General features: G+C 37.5%; 19 protein-coding genes and 2 pseudogenes. 11 read left to right on the top strand and 10 right to left on the bottom strand.

Annotation, left to right across the window (positions count from 1 at the left end; all coding sequences use genetic code 11):
- The 4 genes from DFQ00_RS12450 to DFQ00_RS30145 form a co-directional block, all read left to right on the top strand.
- A partial coding sequence (locus DFQ00_RS12450; protein WP_167433688.1) for a hypothetical protein occupies positions 1 to 372 on the top strand: 372 nt, incomplete at its 5' end.
- Positions 373 to 896: 524 nt separating this feature from the next.
- Positions 897 to 2,336, top strand: a complete 1,440-nt coding sequence (locus DFQ00_RS12445; RefSeq protein ID WP_146236157.1) for an XRE family transcriptional regulator — start codon at positions 897 to 899, stop codon at positions 2,334 to 2,336.
- On the top strand, positions 2,333 to 2,485 hold the full coding sequence (locus DFQ00_RS29150) for a hypothetical protein (protein WP_167433687.1): 153 nt from the start codon (positions 2,333 to 2,335) through the stop codon (positions 2,483 to 2,485). The genes DFQ00_RS12445 and DFQ00_RS29150 overlap by 4 nt, the downstream gene beginning before the upstream one ends.
- Before the next feature lie 122 nt (positions 2,486 to 2,607).
- A complete protein-coding gene (locus DFQ00_RS30145) occupies positions 2,608 to 2,766 on the top strand; it encodes an aspartyl-phosphate phosphatase Spo0E family protein (RefSeq protein ID WP_110896793.1) in 159 nt (52 codons plus the stop codon).
- Between the two features lie 707 nt (positions 2,767 to 3,473).
- Here the strand turns inward: DFQ00_RS30145 and DFQ00_RS12435 are convergent.
- The 3 genes from DFQ00_RS12435 to DFQ00_RS12425 form a co-directional block, all read right to left on the bottom strand.
- Positions 3,474 to 3,671, bottom strand: coding sequence for a hypothetical protein (locus DFQ00_RS12435; RefSeq protein ID WP_110896792.1), 198 nt, complete (start codon positions 3,669 to 3,671; stop codon positions 3,474 to 3,476).
- Between the two features lie 112 nt (positions 3,672 to 3,783).
- The gene (locus DFQ00_RS12430; protein WP_244213809.1) at positions 3,784 to 4,380 is read right to left on the bottom strand and encodes a hypothetical protein; all 597 of its coding nucleotides are present in this window, start codon (positions 4,378 to 4,380) and stop codon (positions 3,784 to 3,786) included.
- A 372-nt stretch (positions 4,381 to 4,752) separates the two neighbouring features.
- Positions 4,753 to 5,427: an SOS response-associated peptidase gene (locus DFQ00_RS12425; protein WP_110896790.1), complete on the bottom strand. Its 675-nt coding sequence runs from the start codon at positions 5,425 to 5,427 to the stop codon at positions 4,753 to 4,755.
- Between the two features lie 210 nt (positions 5,428 to 5,637).
- On the opposite strand from DFQ00_RS12425, the gene DFQ00_RS12420 reads away from it, so the two are divergent.
- On the top strand, positions 5,638 to 6,408 hold the full coding sequence (locus DFQ00_RS12420) for a bacterial surface protein (protein ID WP_229729701.1): 771 nt from the start codon (positions 5,638 to 5,640) through the stop codon (positions 6,406 to 6,408).
- Between the two features lie 55 nt (positions 6,409 to 6,463).
- Here the strand turns inward: DFQ00_RS12420 and DFQ00_RS12415 are convergent.
- Positions 6,464 to 7,201, bottom strand: a pseudogene (locus tag DFQ00_RS12415) (ATP-dependent DNA ligase); the annotation flags it as partial.
- A 1,610-nt stretch (positions 7,202 to 8,811) separates the two neighbouring features.
- On the opposite strand from DFQ00_RS12415, the gene DFQ00_RS12410 reads away from it, so the two are divergent.
- Positions 8,812 to 10,737 carry an ATP-dependent nuclease gene (locus DFQ00_RS12410; RefSeq protein WP_110896789.1) on the top strand — a complete coding sequence of 642 codons (1,926 nt, stop codon included), beginning with the start codon at positions 8,812 to 8,814 and terminating at the stop codon, positions 10,735 to 10,737.
- On the top strand, positions 10,730 to 12,649 hold the full coding sequence (locus tag DFQ00_RS12405; protein WP_110896788.1) for an ATP-dependent helicase: 1,920 nt from the start codon (positions 10,730 to 10,732) through the stop codon (positions 12,647 to 12,649). The genes DFQ00_RS12410 and DFQ00_RS12405 overlap by 8 nt, the downstream gene beginning before the upstream one ends.
- 436 nt (positions 12,650 to 13,085) lie before the next feature.
- Here the strand turns inward: DFQ00_RS12405 and DFQ00_RS29815 are convergent, their stop codons facing one another.
- Together DFQ00_RS29815 and DFQ00_RS29810 are read right to left on the bottom strand one after the other, a co-directional pair.
- Entirely contained in the window at positions 13,086 to 13,442 is a 357-nt protein-coding gene (locus DFQ00_RS29815; protein WP_279630405.1) for a tyrosine-type recombinase/integrase, read from the bottom strand.
- 36 nt (positions 13,443 to 13,478) lie between these two features.
- Entirely contained in the window at positions 13,479 to 13,691 is a 213-nt protein-coding gene (locus DFQ00_RS29810; protein WP_244213807.1) for a site-specific integrase, read from the bottom strand.
- A gap of 42 nt (positions 13,692 to 13,733) precedes the next feature.
- Here DFQ00_RS29810 and DFQ00_RS12395 point away from each other — a divergent pair, with 42 nt between their 5' ends.
- Entirely contained in the window at positions 13,734 to 14,021 is a 288-nt protein-coding gene (locus DFQ00_RS12395; RefSeq protein WP_146236156.1) for a hypothetical protein, read from the top strand.
- 68 nt (positions 14,022 to 14,089) lie between these two features.
- On the opposite strand, the gene DFQ00_RS12390 is transcribed toward DFQ00_RS12395, so the two are convergent.
- A protein-coding gene (locus tag DFQ00_RS12390) for an IS3 family transposase (protein ID WP_110896786.1) occupies positions 14,090 to 15,210 on the bottom strand; the annotation gives its coding sequence in 2 pieces (ribosomal slippage) (positions 14,090 to 14,961 and positions 14,961 to 15,210; 1,122 coding nt in all).
- Positions 15,211 to 15,511: 301 nt separating this feature from the next.
- On the opposite strand from DFQ00_RS12390, the gene DFQ00_RS12385 reads away from it, so the two are divergent.
- The gene (locus DFQ00_RS12385; protein ID WP_110896785.1) at positions 15,512 to 16,039 is read left to right on the top strand and encodes a hypothetical protein; all 528 of its coding nucleotides are present in this window, start codon (positions 15,512 to 15,514) and stop codon (positions 16,037 to 16,039) included.
- Positions 16,040 to 16,123: 84 nt separating this feature from the next.
- On the opposite strand, the pseudogene DFQ00_RS29805 reads toward DFQ00_RS12385, so the two are convergent.
- The 3 genes and pseudogenes from DFQ00_RS29805 to DFQ00_RS12370 form a co-directional block, all read right to left on the bottom strand.
- Positions 16,124 to 16,342: pseudogene (locus DFQ00_RS29805) on the bottom strand (transposase); the annotation flags it as partial.
- Between the two features lie 194 nt (positions 16,343 to 16,536).
- Positions 16,537 to 17,034: a FixH family protein gene (locus tag DFQ00_RS12375; RefSeq protein WP_110896784.1), complete on the bottom strand. Its 498-nt coding sequence runs from the start codon at positions 17,032 to 17,034 to the stop codon at positions 16,537 to 16,539.
- 18 nt (positions 17,035 to 17,052) lie between these two features.
- A complete protein-coding gene (locus DFQ00_RS12370; protein WP_110896783.1) occupies positions 17,053 to 18,465 on the bottom strand; it encodes a PepSY-associated TM helix domain-containing protein in 1,413 nt (470 codons plus the stop codon).
- A gap of 313 nt (positions 18,466 to 18,778) precedes the next feature.
- Here DFQ00_RS12370 and DFQ00_RS30140 point away from each other — a divergent pair, with 313 nt between their 5' ends.
- Together DFQ00_RS30140 and DFQ00_RS12365 are read left to right on the top strand one after the other, a co-directional pair.
- Complete coding sequence (locus DFQ00_RS30140; protein WP_279630404.1) at positions 18,779 to 18,907, top strand: hypothetical protein; 129 nt, start codon at positions 18,779 to 18,781, stop codon at positions 18,905 to 18,907.
- A gap of 24 nt (positions 18,908 to 18,931) precedes the next feature.
- Positions 18,932 to 19,273, top strand: coding sequence for a hypothetical protein (locus DFQ00_RS12365; RefSeq protein ID WP_110896782.1), 342 nt, complete (start codon positions 18,932 to 18,934; stop codon positions 19,271 to 19,273).
- Positions 19,274 to 19,435 lie beyond the last annotated feature (162 nt).

Below are 19,435 nucleotides of genomic sequence, written 5' to 3'. Positions count from 1 at the left end.
GATAGTAAGCTTAGGACTTTGGTTCGTACTGAAAAAAAACTATTAAAATCTTTCGAAAAAGAAGAATATATTGAAGCTCTTGAAGTATATGCATTACCGCAAGATTTTACAATTGCGGCTTTTGATTATAATGTCTATATAGCGAGAAGTAAACAAGTCGAATTTGATCATATTTTGGCAACTTTTACATCAGAGGTTTTTAAGGATCTGGATCAAGAGAGATTAGTGGATTTACTCAAAAGATTTATCGTTTTTAAATCAGGAGAGATTTTCCAGTTGAGCAATTTGGAGAGCCCACAGATATATGCTTCAAAAGCTAATGCTCTCACTGCTTTTAAAACCCTTAGTATTCTGAAAGAAATAACCAAATAACTATGGATATTTAATATGATTGAATTTGTGAGAAAAATAAAAGCCTTAGAGTTTAAAGACTCTAAGGCTTTTATCCTTGAAAGATTAATTGCAAAGTAAAGATTAAACATAATTGTAATAAGTTTTTCTTAACATTAAAAGTAATAAAGTTACATACAAATTTTGAGGTACAGGTGGGGCTGAGACTCAAGAAGAGGAACATATGTATATATCAAAAATGATCAGCCTCTAATTAGAATTTTAATCGGGAGTTCTTTTCTCTAAAATGCAGACGTAATGAGGCAAATTAGAGACTGCTAATGGTTATAGTAGACTTCCAGAAAGATCAGATAAGTCGATTACTTAAATCATTCCACTATACTACAATTACTGATTCAACTAATTTTAGATGAACTTCCTAAAGGGCCGGGGTAGTTTGGTTCCTTTTTTTGTTGTTCGTATAAAAGTTAGCTTATAATTCTGCGAAATTCAATTGTTTAAGTATTTTTGCAGAAAAAGCATTGACCAATGGTAGAATAATCCATATGATTACCTATATAGATGATAAAGACATAAAAAATGGATTTTTATCAGTGGAGGTGAAATCATCCTTGGAAGTGATAACTCAAAAATCAATTCGGGAAGAGTTGTTAAATTACATAGAAGAAAATCAAATGCTTGTTTATCATTTTGCTGAAATATCGGGTATAAATTCTGGAACTCTGAGTCGTTTTATAAATGGTTCTCAGCTCATTCCGATCAAAGCTCTTGATAGAATGACATACACAATGGGACTTGAAGAGGGCACTTTTTATGATTTATATGTAGATGAGCTGCTGATTGATCCATCAACAGATTGGAGAAGGTTACGGCCGTTTCTAATTAGATGCTCACAGTTAAATAAGCTAACCTGTATTGAAAAAATTGTTGATCTTATGTTGGAGAAGTCTTACTACATTTCTTCGCTATTTGATTTTGCTGAATCTTTGTATGAAGAAGGCAATACAGCAGCATCACTTCTTATCTATAAAAAAGTCTCAGAAGGAGAACGTTACCAACACGCCGAAAGATTGGCCGTGTGCCAGTATAGAATCTTTAAATTATCACTTGGGGATGATCAGCAACACAATTATGAGCTTGCTCTTGTATTCGAGCCTTTTGTCAAAAGGCTAAGTGAATCAGAACAATTAGATGCATTGAAAGATCTAGCTAACTTGTATTTGTCTTTAAGGTTATGGGAAAAGGCCAAAGAATTAAGCACGGAAATGGGACGATTAGCCAGAATACAATATGAACAAAAACACAAGAGAACAGGGAAGAAAGTGAGAGCAACTGGCCCGAAGAAAATGCTGTTTGGATATATTTTGTACTCGCATGTACTTTTAGGGACAGTGGCTGATGAAACTGGTCAATATAATGAAGCCTTTTATCATCTTGAAAAATATGTGGATCATAGTTGGATCGTTGAATCTGGAGAGATAGCGGAACAAACAAAACAACAATTCTTGGTGTGGGCCACAGCCAATAGATTACTTTATAGAGTAATGACAGGAGAAACTGATCTTATTGATGCGTATGTGGATTCTTTGGCCAACAATGAGGACGAAATACTTCTGGGTCTTTTCAAGGTTGTAAAGGCAGCGTTGAAATATTCTTATAATATTGATCATATCTTAGAACGTTATCATGAAATGATCCAGACTCAAGTGAATTCACAGAAAAGGCACGGCTCATATACATCTCAATTGATTAACGATAGATTTGTAATTTTTTTAGCCGATATAGCTGAATATTATAATAACTCTCTTAGACCAGAGATTGGCATTATCTTCGTGTTGGAGAGTTTGGCAATATCTGCTAAAATAAATAATGATGCTTATTTAGTCAGAAGCTTCTGCTTATTTGAAAAAATGAGGCATGTGGCTTTACATTCTCAACTAGATAAGTATCAAGAAATTTTGAGGGAGGTCGAATTAGGCATATGAAGAAGTCAGTAATCATTTCTTTCGCTGCAGCTCTAACTATCTTGTTAATAGCTCCATTGAATCAGGTGTCAGCTGACAACAATGATTCTAAAACACCAAAAGACGTTCCGGTTGTGAAAACTAGTTCTCATGGTGGAGGCGGTTGGTAAACACAATAATCTCATTAAGACCTCCAGTATACGGAGGTTTTTTTAATTGTCTTTTTTGTATAAATTCACCAGTCTTAAATTTGAATAGAAAGAGATAGGATTAGCAATAGAGGTGATTGGCGATGTCAACTAATCCTACAATTAAAGGAAAAATAGAACAAGAGAGGGATGTCTTAAACAAGTTAGTTAGCATCTACGGTATTGAACATCCTCTTGTTATCAGACAATCTGAACTTTTAGATGAATTAATAAATCAACACAATAAGACTAAGTCTACTTAGTGAATTGGGATATAAAACAATGGGAAGGTTCATGAATCACTACTCATGTATATCTGGAAGTTTATCTTTTGAATATACTATTAGCTTGGGCTAGTTACATAGAATTTAATCCCTTACAACTTTCATTGGCCCACAAATTGAGCATAAGATGCTTTGATTCATTTGAAGCATTTAATTAAGTTAAGATTTTTTTCACAGTACAATACCACTCTCGTGACTAGTAAAGAAATTCAAATACTAAGCCTGGCATCATGGAGGACAGTAAATGAAGAATCACACAATTTATTTTCCGTGGGACATACAGAAGCGAAGTGCAGAGTGCTATGTAAGAGCAATCATAAAAGAGTTTGGACTACCTTTGCCTTTAAAGATTAATTTAATCTTGCCTTCAAAAGAGTACATTTTAGAGGTAGAACATTAAGTTTGTAAAGTGGATAGAATGTTCTTGCTTGAAAGTTGTTTGTAACTATTTAATGCGTTAGGGGCACCAATTTTGGATATTTAGTTAAATTGGTTCAAACAGTGGAGCGCTATTGTGGTATCTAATTTCGAGAAAAAACTAAGTCGCTCCTCTTGCAGATCTGGAAGCTCTAATGACTACGTTGAAAAGGGATAATAGTTTGGGAGGAGGGGGAAGTTTTAGATATAGATGAAAAATGAAAAAGGCGTTTCGCAATAAGATACGCCTTGTGACATACTTAGTTTCCTTAAAAAGAACCGTTTATAATGGTAGAGCAACTGACGATATCATGTAATGGAATCCATTCTGTGGCTTTTTGGTGCTTTATTTTAACTCTTTCTCTATCAGCGGACATTTCTATTTTACCTATGTACTTTGATTTATCTTCAAAAATCAAACAAACCTCATGTTGCTTTTTCTCGGCTATAAGCAAATCTCTAATCATAATTTTCCTCCAAATTTTGTTATTTGTTTATAGTATAGCATGTGGTTGTATTTTTAGGTTAGGAGAAGAGCTAAAAAAAGAGCAGGAGGGATAACCTCGCTGCTCTTTCACTTTAATTAGTTGAATACTCATTTACTTCAAATGTTAGAATCTTATCAAATATCACATAATCTGTACGCTTGCTGAATGGACCTTTGTTGTTGCTGTATTTGTTGATGGCTAACTTGGCAGGTCCGCTTCCTGCATCACGAGCATCGTACCAGTTAAGGAATGCATTTATATCACTCATAGGAAGATCATATTCTTTTTCTAATCCAGTAGTCATGGTGACTACGAGTATTGCTCGGTCTCCAGATGGCTGCTCAGGCTGTGGATCTGGAACGATTGGTTGCTCGGGATCAGGATCAATGGGATTAGGATTAGTTTCTACGGGCTGATATGGACTTAATGGCCCATCAGTATCAATTGAATAAAGAAACAAATAATTTTTAGTGTTATTTATAAATTCTACCGAGTGTTCTCCTTGAGATAATTCCAGCTTTTCGTACATAATGCGCGGGCCCTTTATGTCGGAACCTTTAAGAGATATTTTATCAACTTTTACCCCATCTATAATAACATCAATATCGTCTGAACCTGACCACCAAGTTGTAGAAATCAGACGTAGTTTAGTACCGGTGAAGTTAAATTTAAAATTTGTTCCTGTCACTTGCCACGGAGAGTTCCAACTGAGTGTACCCGAATTATCTCGAAACCATTTTCCTCCGCCATATGTGATATTTTCATCATCAAATTCATAACGAGTCCAACCTTCTTCTGGTTTAACAAGAGGATCACCAACTGAGGCTGCAAAAATAGTGCTTTTGCCTATACCTAAAATTAATAAGAAGCTTAGTAGAGCTAGAGCGAAACTTTTTTTAAACTATTCATATGTATTCTCCTTCAGATTGTATTTTCATATTCGATAATATAATTTAAATAAATCCATATCTAAACAAATATGTATATATATATTCAATTTAGTGTTAGATAAAACAAAAAGCTTTACCGACCTTTCTAAGTCGATAAAGCTGATAATTGTTTATCCTATTTCTTTTAGCAATTCTTCATTGTTATTCCTAACATTACCAACTTCCTTAGGAACTTCGTACGCTCTCATTTCAAACGCATTATACGGCTTGAGCAGACTGAGTAAGGATTGGACATCATTATTATCTCTCCCAAGCCATTCGGCCTCATCATCGGGATGCAGAATCACTGGCATCCGATTGTGGATATCTTCCATCAATTCATTAGGCTCCGTCGTGATAATTGTGCAAGTGCTCAACTTGTTTCCGTCCTGATCGGTCCAAGTGTCATACAGACCAGCTAGAGAAAAGATGCTATCATCCTTCATGAGTATTCGCATCGGCCGCTTGTTGGAACCTTCTTTCTTCCACTCATAAAATCCGTTTGTCGGAATGATACAACGTTTGGAGCTGATCAAGCGCTTGAAGGCAGGCTTCTCAGTCAGTGTCTCAGCGCGAGCATTAATCATTTTGCTCCCGATCTTATCATCCTTTGCCCAGGAAGGAACAAGACCCCATCTTAGAGCACCCAACTTATTATTGCCATCCTTGCCAGCTATGATTGTTGGGATGTACTGCATAGGTGCTGCGTTGTAATTTGGTCTGTACTCAAATCCATCAGCTATAGAAGCCATGTACCGTTCCATTATCTCATTCAAAGAGTCTGTGATTGTAAATCTTCCGCACATGAGAATGCCTCCTTTGAGACTCTATACTTTGTAATTTTACTCAAATTTTTAAGAATAGAAACGGGTAATTTGTGGAGATACGCATCCAATATAAAATAAAAATGCAATAAATTAGATGATATTTATAGATCAGCAAGTTTATGTTTAGACATATGTTCAGTGATGTATTACTTTAATATTCATTAGAGTTACTACCGAGGAGGAATAATAGTGAAACTTAGTTTTCGAACGAAGATAGGTGTATTATTTGGAGTTCTTATGTTTGCGATGGTTACGTTTTTAAATTCAAGTACATACGCAGCTACATTAGGTCAGAATCTTTATGCTCCTGAAGAAGGATGGAAACGTTATGATGATTCGAATGAACTTATCAAGTATGAAGGAGAATGGCTTAAATATAGTAATGGCGAGAACCTTAGCAATGGGTACGCTCATGCCACAGAATCGTTAGATGCTTCAGTCTCATTTGCCTTTAAGGGGACTCAGGTCAGGATTTTGTCAGATAATTTCACAAACAAAAGTAAAAAGATTGCTATAACCATTGATGGAACAACGGAGTACTTTAGTGAGAACAGCATGACTTATGGCCAAACATTGGTATATGAGAAAAATGGGTTATCAAACAATATTCACAATGTAGTTATTAAGTTAGATCAGGCAGATGGTTATTTGAGTCTGGATGGAATCGACATTAATGAAGATGGATACCTAGTGGATGGCCAGCCAACTCCAAAACCAGAAGAGCCTCAAGGAAACCGTGCTATACTAGTAGTTACAATGACTACCGGGTTAGAGAAGGAATTTGATCTGAGTATGAAAGAAGTAATTGACTTCATCGACTGGTATGAAGCAAAACAAGCGGGAAGTGGAAGAGCGTCCTATGCTATTGATAAGCATGACAATAACAAAGGACCATTTAAGAGTCGTAAGGACTACATCCTGTTTGATCGTGTCCTAACGTTTGAAGTTAGCGAATATTAATCTGTAAAGAAAAAAAAGGCTGTCGCTTAATTGCGAAGCCTTTTTTTCTTTCTACTCACACAATAAACTGTTCAAACACAGGAGTGCGCAGCAGACCTGATTTCGTCCAGCTCCGCATTTTCACCCGTGCTTGGATACGGGGCTGAAGGTAAACATGATTCTTGTCCTCTCCAGTTACGAGCTGCTTGCAAACACTGCGGAATGCCTGCTTATGATTTTGATTCGGCCCGTGCTCAATAACTCCAACTGGTCGTAACTTCCCGGAGGCATCCAGAACAGCAACTAGCCAACCAAACTCACTCTTTTTGTATCCCGTAATGAACACATTTGTACACGACCAGTTAATAACCTTGATCCAGTCTTTAGACCGCCTGCAGACAAAATGGCTGTCCTTGCGTTTACCGACTACTCCTTCCATACCTCTTGCTTCTATCTGTTCGTATAAGGCTTCTCCTGCGCCTTCGACATAATGTAAAATACCGAAACTGCTGGAAGGCAATACGAGGCTGTGAAGGATAACTTTACGCTCTATAAGTGGCAGTTTGCGCAAGTCGCGACCTTTGTAATGGAGGATGTCGAAAATAGCAAACGTGGCAGGCATAGTTTTGACCAGCTGCTGGACCTTTGTATGCTGCCGTGTACTGAAACGGCTCATGACACCCTCAAAGTCGTTTATCCCCGTCTCTGGATTGGTACAAGCGACCTCCCAATCTAAGATGATGTTTGAGTCGAAAGGTAGCTGAAGTTCCGGGTACTGAGTTGTGCAATCGTTGTTGTGACGTGTATATAATCGGACGTTGCCGTCCTATTTCGAATATATCAATCGGTGACCGTCTACCTTTGGCTCAAATAGATAATTTGAATGGGAGAAGGGACCCGGTGCTGTTTCAAGTAACATTGGACTGCTAAACATAAAAACACCTCAATCTAATTATAGCGTTTTGCCATAATAGATTGAGGAGGTAAGTTATGGGTTAATTGGAATACATCAATCAGTTCAAAAATGTTCGTTCAAACCATCCAACTGATTCTGTTAAAAGTCCAACTCCTGTTGCGAAAAAAACTAAAGCAAGAAAAAAACACATAACTATGGAATCACCTGCTCCATGCAGCTCACCATAATTTTCTCCGCAATCAGGACAAATTAAAGCTGAGCTTGATATTGATCGTCCACACGTTCTACAAGATATGGTCTTACTTACTTTAACACCTCTTAATTTCCTATAGATATTGATAAACATCTGGACTGCAGCTATGATTGCCACCAAAAAAAATATTAATACAAGTATTCCTAAAACAAATACACCGACTTAGTTACTTATTTTATTCATTTGTTCACTCATACCAATCATTTTTCCCTTCAATTAAATATATAGCTTTAGAGCACGATCATATGGATAATTCTCTAAGGGATTCGCTACCCAATTCCATCCCGAAATTATCCGATAATTTTATGTATTTCATATCTTCTCCCTTCAACGCCCTCAGACCAATGCTCACATCCTTTCATATAGTCTATAGCTCTTTAGTAGCTTGAATTATTGTTCTAATAATTAGGATACTATAAATGTGCCTAGTCCAAGTGATAGGGCATTTTTATTGTTAATAAAAGAACTTGTGTTCGTATGTGAGAAAAACAGAGGTGATTTTGTGCTAACGGATTTTCAACGCAAGATACTCCGTATTTTATACAACTATAAAAGCGGCCGCTGACGTTTCCCTTCGCTTCATGAGCTTACGGTAAATACGGGGAAATTTAAAGCTGATGTCATGGCTGCATTGGACGTCCTTGTGTCTGCAAATTACATACAATCGTATGAAAGTTCGTTACAGTCAACATCGTAATTCTATGGATGGGAAGGCGAGCCTGAGAACCACAGGTTCCCAATTTACTATCGTAACTTAGACTGAATAATACTATTGACTCAATTATAAGGAGGAATGCATTGCGATAAACATGTTGATGGAGTATAAGGGATCTGAATAATGAGCAGGAGAGTCGAAATTTTGAGGTAATGAGTCGGATACCATTATCTTAGGATGTAGCTGTGATTGACTAGTGATACTTCGAGTTTTCAATTATACTATGTCTATAACGATTAAGTGTCACTCACTAATCATATTCTGTTGCATTGAGGTGTACTGCAACGTGAAATTTTCAAATGGGTAGGCGGTGTTCGGTGATAGCGTCGGTTTAAAGTCTTATTATCCCACTAAATGAATTGAAAATTGGAACTTTGGATAGGGTCTGAAGATAAAATCATGTTACTTGTATGCGCAAAACTTTCGAAATTTAGATACTACATAGGTTAATTATCTGGTTGGTGTGTAAGAGTAAAACAGAGATCAGATTTCTTAAAACTTTAAATGAAATCCCACCAAAGAAAGTAGGAGAATTTTAAGATGTTATTAAAAAGAGTTAAGATCAACAATTTTAGAAGTTTGAAGAATGTTGACATTCCATTAACAAGTAACACTTTTCTAATTGGAGAAAACAACAGCGGCAAGACTGCATTTCTTGACGTTCTCAGAATAGGCCTTGGCAAACTAAGTAGAAAAAGTTCACCATTTGAAGAATATGATTACTTTATTGAGAATGAAGTATCAGGCCCACGTGATTCGGAAGGAATTTCTATCGAGTTTACTTTCCAAGAGGAGAAGCCAGAAGATTGGGATGTGAAAATAACTCAAATTCTAGGTGAGATCGTTCAATTAGCCCCTTTTGAGGATAATGAAGCTGAGGCATTAAATACTATAGTACTTAAAGTTGTATCAAAGTTTGATAATGATGCTAACGATTTTATATTAGAATCAAAATTTATGAATCTTAGTGGTCAAGAGTTAGCAGGAGCAAACTCACGAAAAATTTTTGATTTACAGCAATTGTCACCAATATTCTATTTACAAGCACTAAGAGATATAAGAGACTTCTTTAGCCCTAATTCTCAATTCTGGGGAAAGTTCTTAAGGAAAATAAATATACCTTCTGAAAAAGTTGAAAGTATCCAAGAGAGTTTACTTACAATAAATAATGAACTAATCTCTAGTGATGATAATCTGGAAAAAGTTATTTCGTCACTAGAAAATATACAGAATGTCTTAGCATTAAATTCACAAGATATGGTATCTATTAACGCTTTACCCTTCAGAACATGGGATATACTGTCGAAAGCCCAAGTAGTTATGAAAGGTAAAGGAACCGATGTAACGTTTCCGTTGGACAGACATGGTCAAGGTACACAAAGCTTAGCTACCTTGTTTTTATTTCAGGCATATATAGATATAATTCTAAAATCCACCTTAACAAATGAAAGTGAAGCGATTTTGGCACTGGAAGAACCAGAGGCTCATTTACATCCCCAAGCAAGTCGTTCTCTAGCAAACAAACTAACAATGTTAAATTGTCAAAAAATTATCTCTACTCACTCTCCTTACTTTATTCAAAATGCAAACCTTTTTGATTTAAGGGTTTTCAGAAAAATAGGCAAAGAAACAAAAGTATTTTTCTTGAAGCAGTATGTATCAGTAGAAATTGAAATACAACCTGCATTGGTGAAGTTTTGTACTGCTAAAGGACCGAAGTTTCATTTAAACTCCTTGAGTAATAAATTAACAGTTAGAGAAGCAATAAGTTCACATGAAGCTAGTGGGTTAAAAGGAATGTATGCTAACTCACCTTATGAAAGTACTATTAATGATTTGATTATTGAATCTCAAACTATCATCTCTAAAGACGAAGAAAATAAGTTGTACACATATATTCAAAGAACCAGAGGAGAAATTCTTTTTGCGAGGGGATGGTTACTTGCTGAAGGTCAAACAGAGTATATTGTTCTAAATTATTTTGCAGATTTACTTGGACTATCTTTAGATGAAAATGGTATAAGTATTATTGATTATCAAAACAATGGTTCTCCTGGTGCATTCGTAAAAGTAGCAAAAATATTAAACTACCCTTGGTATTTATTATCCGATAATGATGCTCAAGGAGAGGGAACGCTTGAACAATTAAAAAAGTTGAACTATACCGAAGAAGAAATTGACGCTCTTACTACTTTATTACCCCATATCGATTTTGAGACATATTTAGCTAATGAGGGTTTTACTGAAGAATATCTTCAGATTGCTAGTGAGAATGGCTTTGAAATTCTACCTGATGATTTAGGGATAGTGGATAAAAGAGAGTTAGCTTTAATAATTCAAAAAGATAAAGTAGGCAATGCTAGAAGACTTGTAGATATTTTGAAAGGAAAGAACTCTGATAATTCCAGAGTACCAGAATTAATAAAAACAATGATTGAAAGGTGCGTGTCCTCCGCTAATGAATAATAATCTGCTAGCAGAAATTGAAGGGTTGACGTTACTACAGAAGAAAGCAGTAGAATGGAATGAAGGGCCCTTAGCTGTTATAGCGGGACCAGGTTCTGGAAAAACAACTGTTCTTACTTTAAGAATTGCAAAATTGTTGAGTGAATCTTCCAATGAAAGTTATAGAGTGCTAGGGTTAACTTTCACTAACAAAGCAGCAGATGAAATGCGAAACAGAGTGCATCGAATTCTTCCAGATGAAAAAAATAGATTGTTTTTAGGGACATTTCATGGATTTTGTGCTTCTGTGCTTAGGAATCATGGGTCATATATTGATGTTTCACCAAATTTCACTATATATTCAGATTCTAGCGATTTAAAAGAAATTCTAAAAGAAGTTTTATTGGAAGCAGAGGTTGAGAGTAATCGTTCAATGTATACAGGGAATAATTATCTGTCTGTGATTCAATACTTATTAAGAAATTTAATTGATCCAAACGAAACTCTTGAAGATGTAGTAACTGATCATGAGCTGAGAAATAATATAGCAAAAATATATAAGGGATATTGGCAAAAACTTGAGGAATCAAATGCACTTGATTTTGATACACTAATTTTCAAAACGTTTTTACTATTTAATAAATTTCCTTTTGTTGCGAAACATTATCGAACAATATTCCCTTATGTTTGTGTAGATGAGTTTCAGGATACTAATTATGCTCAATACTCTTTAATTAAAAGTCTACTTGGGGATAAAAATAAAAATATTTTTATAGTAGCAGATGACGATCAGGTTATATATCAATGGAATGGTGCTAGCAATAAAAGATTAAATGAATTTAGAAATGAGTTTAATCCCGATATTATTCAGCTTACTGATAATTTTAGATGTCCCAAATCAATAGTTTCACTTGCTAATAATTTGATATCTCATAACAAGGGGAGGTTATTAGATAAAAAACCTTCTAGATCAGCTAAAGAAAAAGAAATAGAATGTGAATCGAATGTTGTTAGAGTTCGTGAATTCTTTTCTCTCAGTGAAGAAGTTGAGTGGATTGCTACTGATATTAAATCTAAAGCTAGATTTTCTTCAACCGCAGTTATTGCTCGTTCTAATAAACTATTAAATAAAGCATTTGAACAGTTAAAGACTCAGGAAATTAAATGTTCCATAATTAAAAGAAAAAATCAATTCGAAAGCCCACAAATATATTTTCTTCATACTCTTTTGCGATTGGCTAATAAAAGAAATGATGAGAAATTTTTGGGTGAAGTAATAAGCACTTTTGAATATATTAATCGACTATCTGAAAATTTAGATAAAGAAGCAATTATAGCCTGGTGTGAAAGCAACGATGGTGATTACCTGAAGGGTTTTTATAACGCTATTAAAGATAAGGGCTATGACGAAAAATTCATCAATGCTTTACAACTAGAACTTGTTGAAAATAAAGACTTTTTTGGTTTTGTGAAATCAGCGTTTGAATGGTTTGAAACAATCTCTAAAATGGAAGAGGATAATGAAGAACTTAAAGAGTTGTACTCGGAGGAAAAAGAAACTTGGGATAAATTTATTGGAAATCTTCACTACAAATATGGAACAGAAGTTGTACTGCTAAGTACCTTTCTCCAAGAGTTGGATATGATATCTAAACATAGAGACTTAGAGGATGGCACGTGTGTAGAATGCTTGACTATACACTCGGCAAAAGGTAAAGAATTCAACCATGTTTATTTACTTGGAGTAGTTGAGGACGAACTTCCATCATTTATGAGCAAAAAGCAAGGTGAAGAAAGTATTGAAGAAGAGCGACGAAATTGTTTTGTTGCGATTACTAGGTCTATTGAGACGTTAACTCTCACATATTCAAATATGTATAATGGATGGCAAAAGTCTCCTTCTCGTTTTCTTAAGGAAATGGGAGTATTATAATTGTTTTCATACGTTGGTGTAAACGAGATCAGGTTGCTGAGTTGACTATGCTGTCTCAAAACCACATTGAATTGCTTTGAAAATGCATAAATTTACTTAGAGAAGCCAATTGATGCGGGAAGGAGTGGCAGATGTTCAGCAAGAATATCTTAAAATGAATTTCTTCATTAAAAATGGGCGCCCACAAAAGCGCCCACAAAATGCCCACAAAACTAAAATAAAATAAGAAATCCTTTGAAAAATTAACAGGAGAAAATTTGATTTTATGCGGGTTTAGTGCAGTAAATGATACCATTTGAAAGCCAGGAACATAAATAGAACACAAGTCCACCAATGGGAACGCGATCAATATATCACGTTGTACTAATCGAAAAAACCTTGTAACTACGGGGTTTTGAAGGAATGAGCCGGGGGACGTTTTGAGGGAATTGCACTTCTATTGAGGTTGCGTCCCCCAAAGGTCCCCCGGTTTTTGATTTTCTGATCCAAAAATACGGGAAGTGTACTCTTCATATTTATCAATGTTACGCTTTTCTAGCTTCTTGGAAATATGAGCATACACATCTGATGTAATTTGCACACTGCCATGCCCGAGCTGCTCTTGTACAAATTTTATGTCAGCCCCAGCTTCAAGCATGATCACGGCATAGGTATGTCTCAAAGAATGAATTGTTAAATCCTCACTTAAACCAGCCTTTCTCAAAATTCTCTTCGAAGCATTAAAGAGACTGGATTTAGGCATGGGACTACCATCATTCCTGCACAAGACCAGATTTAAATCGTGTCTGTACATGGACTCCCCTAAATTGATCTTATTTTGATTCTGCCATTAAGCATGATATCTCAAATCATTTATGATCCCGTTGCTTACACTAATGGTGTGGGTACAATTTTCGGTTTTTGTATCTCCGAAAAGTTCGTCCTCGTCTTCAGCTTGAAAATCGAGTGTTTCATCCACGCGAATCGTCTTTTCTTTGAATTTGATATCCGACCACTTGAGCGCGGCAGCCTCACCTTTTCGTAACCCCGTTTCAATAAGCACTTTGAAGAAAATCCAATAAATGTACGCATCGCCTCGTGCCGTATGAGAGGAAAAGGTTCAAAATCCCTTCTTATACTCAGGCGAGTTATGGGACGATACTACGCATTTGCAGTATTTAGGAGCACAATGGCTGACCCGAATACGGGAAGATTTAATAATGAGGACGCCTTAAAGGGTGAGATAGACGATCCCCTGAGTTTGAACTTGTATGAGGATGTGAAGAATAATCCACTGATTTATGTTGATCCAAGTAGTCATAAGGAAGAGATGGTTGCAGGTGGAGGAGGAGGTATTTCTCCAATAAGTAGAATAACTTTTACAATACCTTAAGATCATCCGCAAAATTAGCTCAAAGTAAAGATGTTGTTAAGGTATATCTTTGGATTGTCAACATTAAATCAGACAACTTTTTTAAGGGCTTCTTGGCGATACTGAACAGGCGTCAAATACCCCAGTGATCCATGAACTCGGTGCCTGTTAAACCAGTTGACGTAGTCGTATAATTCCAATTCCAAATGACGGAGGTTTCGGAATTCCATCTGGTAAACAAACTCCGTTTTCATGACCTTGTAGGTGGCTTCGGCCACGGCGTTATCGTAGGGACATCCTTTCTTGCTGAGTGATCGGCCAATACCAAACGTGCCTAGAAGCTGGTCCATCGTGTGGTTCTTAAACTCACTCCCACGATCCGTATGAAACCACTGGATTTGGCTCAAGTCGCCTTCTACCGTTGCAAAGGCACGCGAAACCAGAGCAGCGTCCTTATGTGGACCTGCACTGTGGCCAATAATTTCTCGATTGAACAGGTCAATGAGCACACAAATGTAATGCCACCGATGACCGACCTTCACATACGTGAGATCGCTGACCACGAAGCACTTTGCTTCCGTCTGATTAAACTCTCGACCCAGTTCATTCACTGTTTTCTCCTCATTACAGGCCGTTTTATGAGGCTTAAATTGCGCAACGGTGTACGTGGAGACGAGACTCTGCTCTTGCATGATTCGACCAATGCGACGTCTAGATACGATGAGTCCTCGTTCCTGAAGCTTAGCTTTTATCTTTCGTGTACCATAGACTTTTCGATTTTTGTGGAATATCTCCACAATAGCTTCCGTGAGCTCATCTTCATTTGGCTTTTCCTTCGCTTCATGATAGAAGGTGCTTTTGGCGATTTCGAGGACGTTACACATTGCTGATACTGAGTATTTATCACGGTTATTCTGGATGATAGCTACTTTCGTCCCATGATCAGCGCGGCTTGCTTTAAAATGTCGTTCTCCATCCGTAGACGATGGAGCTCTTTACGCATAGCCATTAATTCGTTTTCTTCAGGTGAACGGTTGTCTTTCTCTTTGAAAGAGCCCGTTGCCTGCGATTGCTTGATCCAGCGGTCTAGAGCCGAAGCAGTGAGGTCGTATTCCTCCACAATTGCAGCTCTGGATTTGCCGTTTTCATAGAGCTGCACCATTTGTTTTTTGAACTCAGTTGTGAATGTGCGTCGTTGTTGTTTAGGCATTGTAGAGATCCGCTCCTTAACATGATAGTTTTATTCTACAAGCCCTTATTTTTTCTGTCCAACTAAGTGTAGCCGATCCACTTAATAAAGGTATGGGGAATGAGGTAAAGGGCATCAGCCCGAATAGAAGACCTGTTCATAATGTCGGTTAGAAGAGATCATAAAGTAGATCAAAATGAGGTTCCAAGTAAAACGGATAGAGTCTCTGATTAAATAAAACGGATACAGGATAATTAAAGACTTATTGGGAATAGAGCAGGGGACATCTATATTTTGCCACCAAAAATAACGGAGGTAGTACATGGAGGAAAGATTAACAACTTCAATAGTTCTATACGGGCACATCGAACCAAATGATATCAAACAGTGGAATGATTTTTACCTTTTTTCAAAAGAGATCATTACGAGTTTAAATTTTAAGCCTAATTATATCGGAATTTCGGGTGATTCATTCCAAGATGGTAAGCTTAGGACTTTGGTTCGTACTGAAAAAAAACTATTAAAATCTTTCGAAAAAGAAGAATATATTGAAGCTCTTGAAGTATATGCATTACCGCAAGATTTTACGATTGCGGCTTTTGATTATAATGCCTATATAGCGAGAAGTAAAAAAGTCGAATTCGATCATATTTTGGCAACTTTTACATCAGAGGTTTTTAAGGATCTGGATCAAGAGAGATTAGTCGATTTACTCAAAAGATTTATCGTTTTTAAATCAGGAGAGATTTTTCAGTTGAGCAATTTGGAGAGCCCACAGATATATGCTTCAAAAGCTAATGCTCTCACTGCTTTTAAAACCCTTAATATACTGAACGAAATAACCAAATAACTATGGATATATAATGATTGAATTTGTGATGAAAATTTTAGCCTTAGAGTTTCAAGACTCTAAGGCGTTTATCCTGACGTATTTTCAAGCCAAGTGCGATAGTTTCTCTGAAAAGGATTCGTAAGCGGTTCTCCCACTCAGGTATTTAGGTGGTCTGTGATTGATCAAGTCCAGAGCGGTGTCTAGAGCCTCATCCGTGATTAGGGCGAAATCTGTCCCCTTGGGGAAAAACTCGCTTAGGAGGCCATTGGCATTTTCATTCGAGCCACATTGCAAGGAGGAATACGGATCTGCAACATACATCTGCACCTCGTTGTGTGAGCATACATGCGAAAGAGAAGCTCATCCCAACGCCTATACTAACTCAACATAAGTAAAGTGTTCTAATGTTCAGAGCATAAAGTCGTATTCAGGCTTATCGCGCCTAATAAAGCAAGAACAGCTGACGGAGTGCTTGTAAAGAGACATGCGCAAGCGCTCCGTCCAGTTTCATATGTCTAATGATGACTGGATGCAGGCGTAGGATCAGGAGCATCAGCATCAGTATGCTGATAACTCTCGAGCTTTGCAAGCCGCTCTATGGCATGATCTCCAATAGCAAAACGTTTGGTGGGCATAACCTGAGCGTCGGCGAATTTGATTCGTGATTGGATTAGATACAGTCCTTCTTGCTCAATAACATAAGAGACGGCGTACAAGCCGGGGGAGCGCTCATCCGCTTTCAGGGTTACAGCCGAGGCTTTATCACTCTCGGGCCATATCACAAATTCTGCGGTTTCTGCATGCTCCAGTGGAATATTACTTTTGGACACTTGCACCGAAAAATCGTTAGAGTTACCTAATCGAAGTGATTCAGGTAATTGGAGGTTTACACTGATATGAGGAGGGAGGCCGTTCCCGTCGGTTTCAGTCATTTTGGCTGTACATCCGCACAACAACACAATAAGTAGGGAAGACCACACCCATGTGTATAATTGATTCTTTTTTTTATTCATAGATAGACCCCCTGGGTATTATGCCGAGAACCAGTGCCTAAGTGACTTGATTCTTCGGAGAATGAGTAGATCAAGAACAAGAACGATTAGAATAGACAAACCTACAAGCGGCATAAGGGCACCACACACCAGCATAATCGTCAGTACACCTATTGTTATTTTGGAGTTTTTGGATTTGGATGGTGCGCCAAGCTTCCCTGTTGGTTTTCGCTTTTTCCACATGACATAAGAGCTGATGGATATAAGGATTAAGCCCAAACATGCTATCAAGCCAAGTAGTTGATTTGTCAGACCAAATAATCTGCCTTCATGAAAAGCAATTCCATATGAAATGAGTTTAGCCATTATACCATAATCCGCAAATCGAACATCGGTCAGGACTGCACCGCTATATTGGTCTATATGAAGAGTAGCATTGTCACCAGGCTTAGAATGAGCAGTAGATACGGTGAATACCCCCTTTGCTCCTGAAGGATAAGTAATAGTATAAGGCTTGATAACCTGCTGATCATCTGCGATGTGGGCGATATCATTAAGGCCAAGTGGAACGTATCCCCCAGCCATAGAAACGGGAACGGGAATATTCTCGGCTGCCCAAGGCAGATCCGCTGCAATATCCTTGGCTACTGTGACGGATTCAGGCTTGGCTCCAAAGCTGTAGGCAAAAGGAGGAGTATTCGTATTGGTTGAGTTAGCCAATTTATCAATTTGACCTCCCAGTATACCTGACCAAGGGAGCCCACTCAAAATAATCGCCAAGATCAATAGAGAAAGCCAAAAGGCAGGTACAGCATGCAAATCACGCCAAAATAGACGAGTGCCCGGTTTACTGAATCTCGGTAAAATGGTGCCCCAAACATCAGCTATACTTTTTGGCCACCACAGGAACAGTCCTGTCACGATGAGAATGACGGCCCAGCATGCAGCGAGTTCAACAAGACGGTTTGCAAACGTTCCTCCAATCACAAGCTCACTATGCAGCTTCTTGAAAAATGCGGTGAATGTCTTACTGCTATCCATCGCGCCGCGCGCATGACCGGTGTAAGGATCGACATACATCGTCTTGGAGATTCCATCACTCATGACAGAAAGCTTATAGGTGGATTGCTTGTCGCTCTCCAGCGTGATCGAAGACACCACCGTGCCTGGATATCCCTTGACTATTTTTGCAACGATACTGTCAGGAGCCATCGGGGTTGTCCCAACTTCGCGCACCGTCAACATATCCTTGTAAAGCTGACCTTCAATCTGAGGTTTGAACAAATAGACCGAGCCACTGAAAGCTAAAATAATTAAAAATGGCGCAAAAATGATTCCGGCGTAAAAATGCCACCTCCATACAGATTGATACATGGACTGACGTATTCCGGATGTTTTTCGTTTTAATTCAGGTGTTGGGAATTCTGAAGCTTCTGCTGGTATCGTCCTCATCATCTAACTCCATTCTTAAATGAATAAAATACTTTTCAAGTATACGTGAGCCTTAACAATTAGAAGATGGCTCAATAGAGCTATCTGCTGTCAAATAGAATCAATTATTGTTCATCATTTTGTCACTTTTTGGGAGCTGATAAAGGGTTCTCAGGTTGTGTGGGGTGGGGTCTACCCAATGGATTGCGGATATTACCGAGGTGATCGAATTCGTGTGAATGAGATAGGCCATTGAAAATACAAATAAAAGCAAACCTTTCACCATAAAGCTGAGTTTATATAGTAGGCATAATAACGAGAAAGGGGGAAAACGATGAACAATGTACCTTGGGGGAAAAGAGTCATCATTAGCCTCGTTGTGACTTTAACGTTAGTGCTTACCATTATTATGTTTGATAAATTTGGTGAAGCCCTCAACAAATCATATCAAATGCTAGGATGAATAAATTAGGAGAGGCAGGAAGTTATGAGAACAAAGTGCATGCTTTCAACGATAACTGCTGTAATAGTCAGTGTGATTTTATTAGGTGTTACCTTCGATCGCACTTCCAAAATGCAAACTTCAGAAGATGATATGAGGAGGCATTACACGGATTTAATGGAACCACTGCCTGCAAGTTTAGTATATGACAGTGAGCACCCTGATGAAATTTATATCAAAGATTGCGGTGTTTTTGTGAAGACTAAAGAGGTTCTTAACGACTACAGTGGGATGGTGGTTGCACATGATGTGCAGCAGGTGACAAAAGAAACAACCATCCTTGTTGCTTACGATGGGCAGTACATAAAACAGAGCGAGTGGAAATAATGAAGAGCTAGTGCAATCAAGAAGGACGAGTGGCAAAACTGCTTGTTCTTTTTTTTTGTCGTCTATAGTCAATTTTCAGAAATTTACATAGAATATGTTTCAAATATATGTTGATAGTTTCATATATAAAAGGTATACTGATTTTAAATTTGAAGCAATATA

The sequence above is a fragment of the Paenibacillus barcinonensis genome, from assembly GCF_003217495.1.
In the GTDB taxonomy this organism is placed as follows: domain Bacteria; phylum Bacillota; class Bacilli; order Paenibacillales; family Paenibacillaceae; genus Paenibacillus; species Paenibacillus barcinonensis.
Note: the sequence above shows the minus strand (reverse complement) of the source record. Positions and strands in the feature narration are given on the sequence as shown.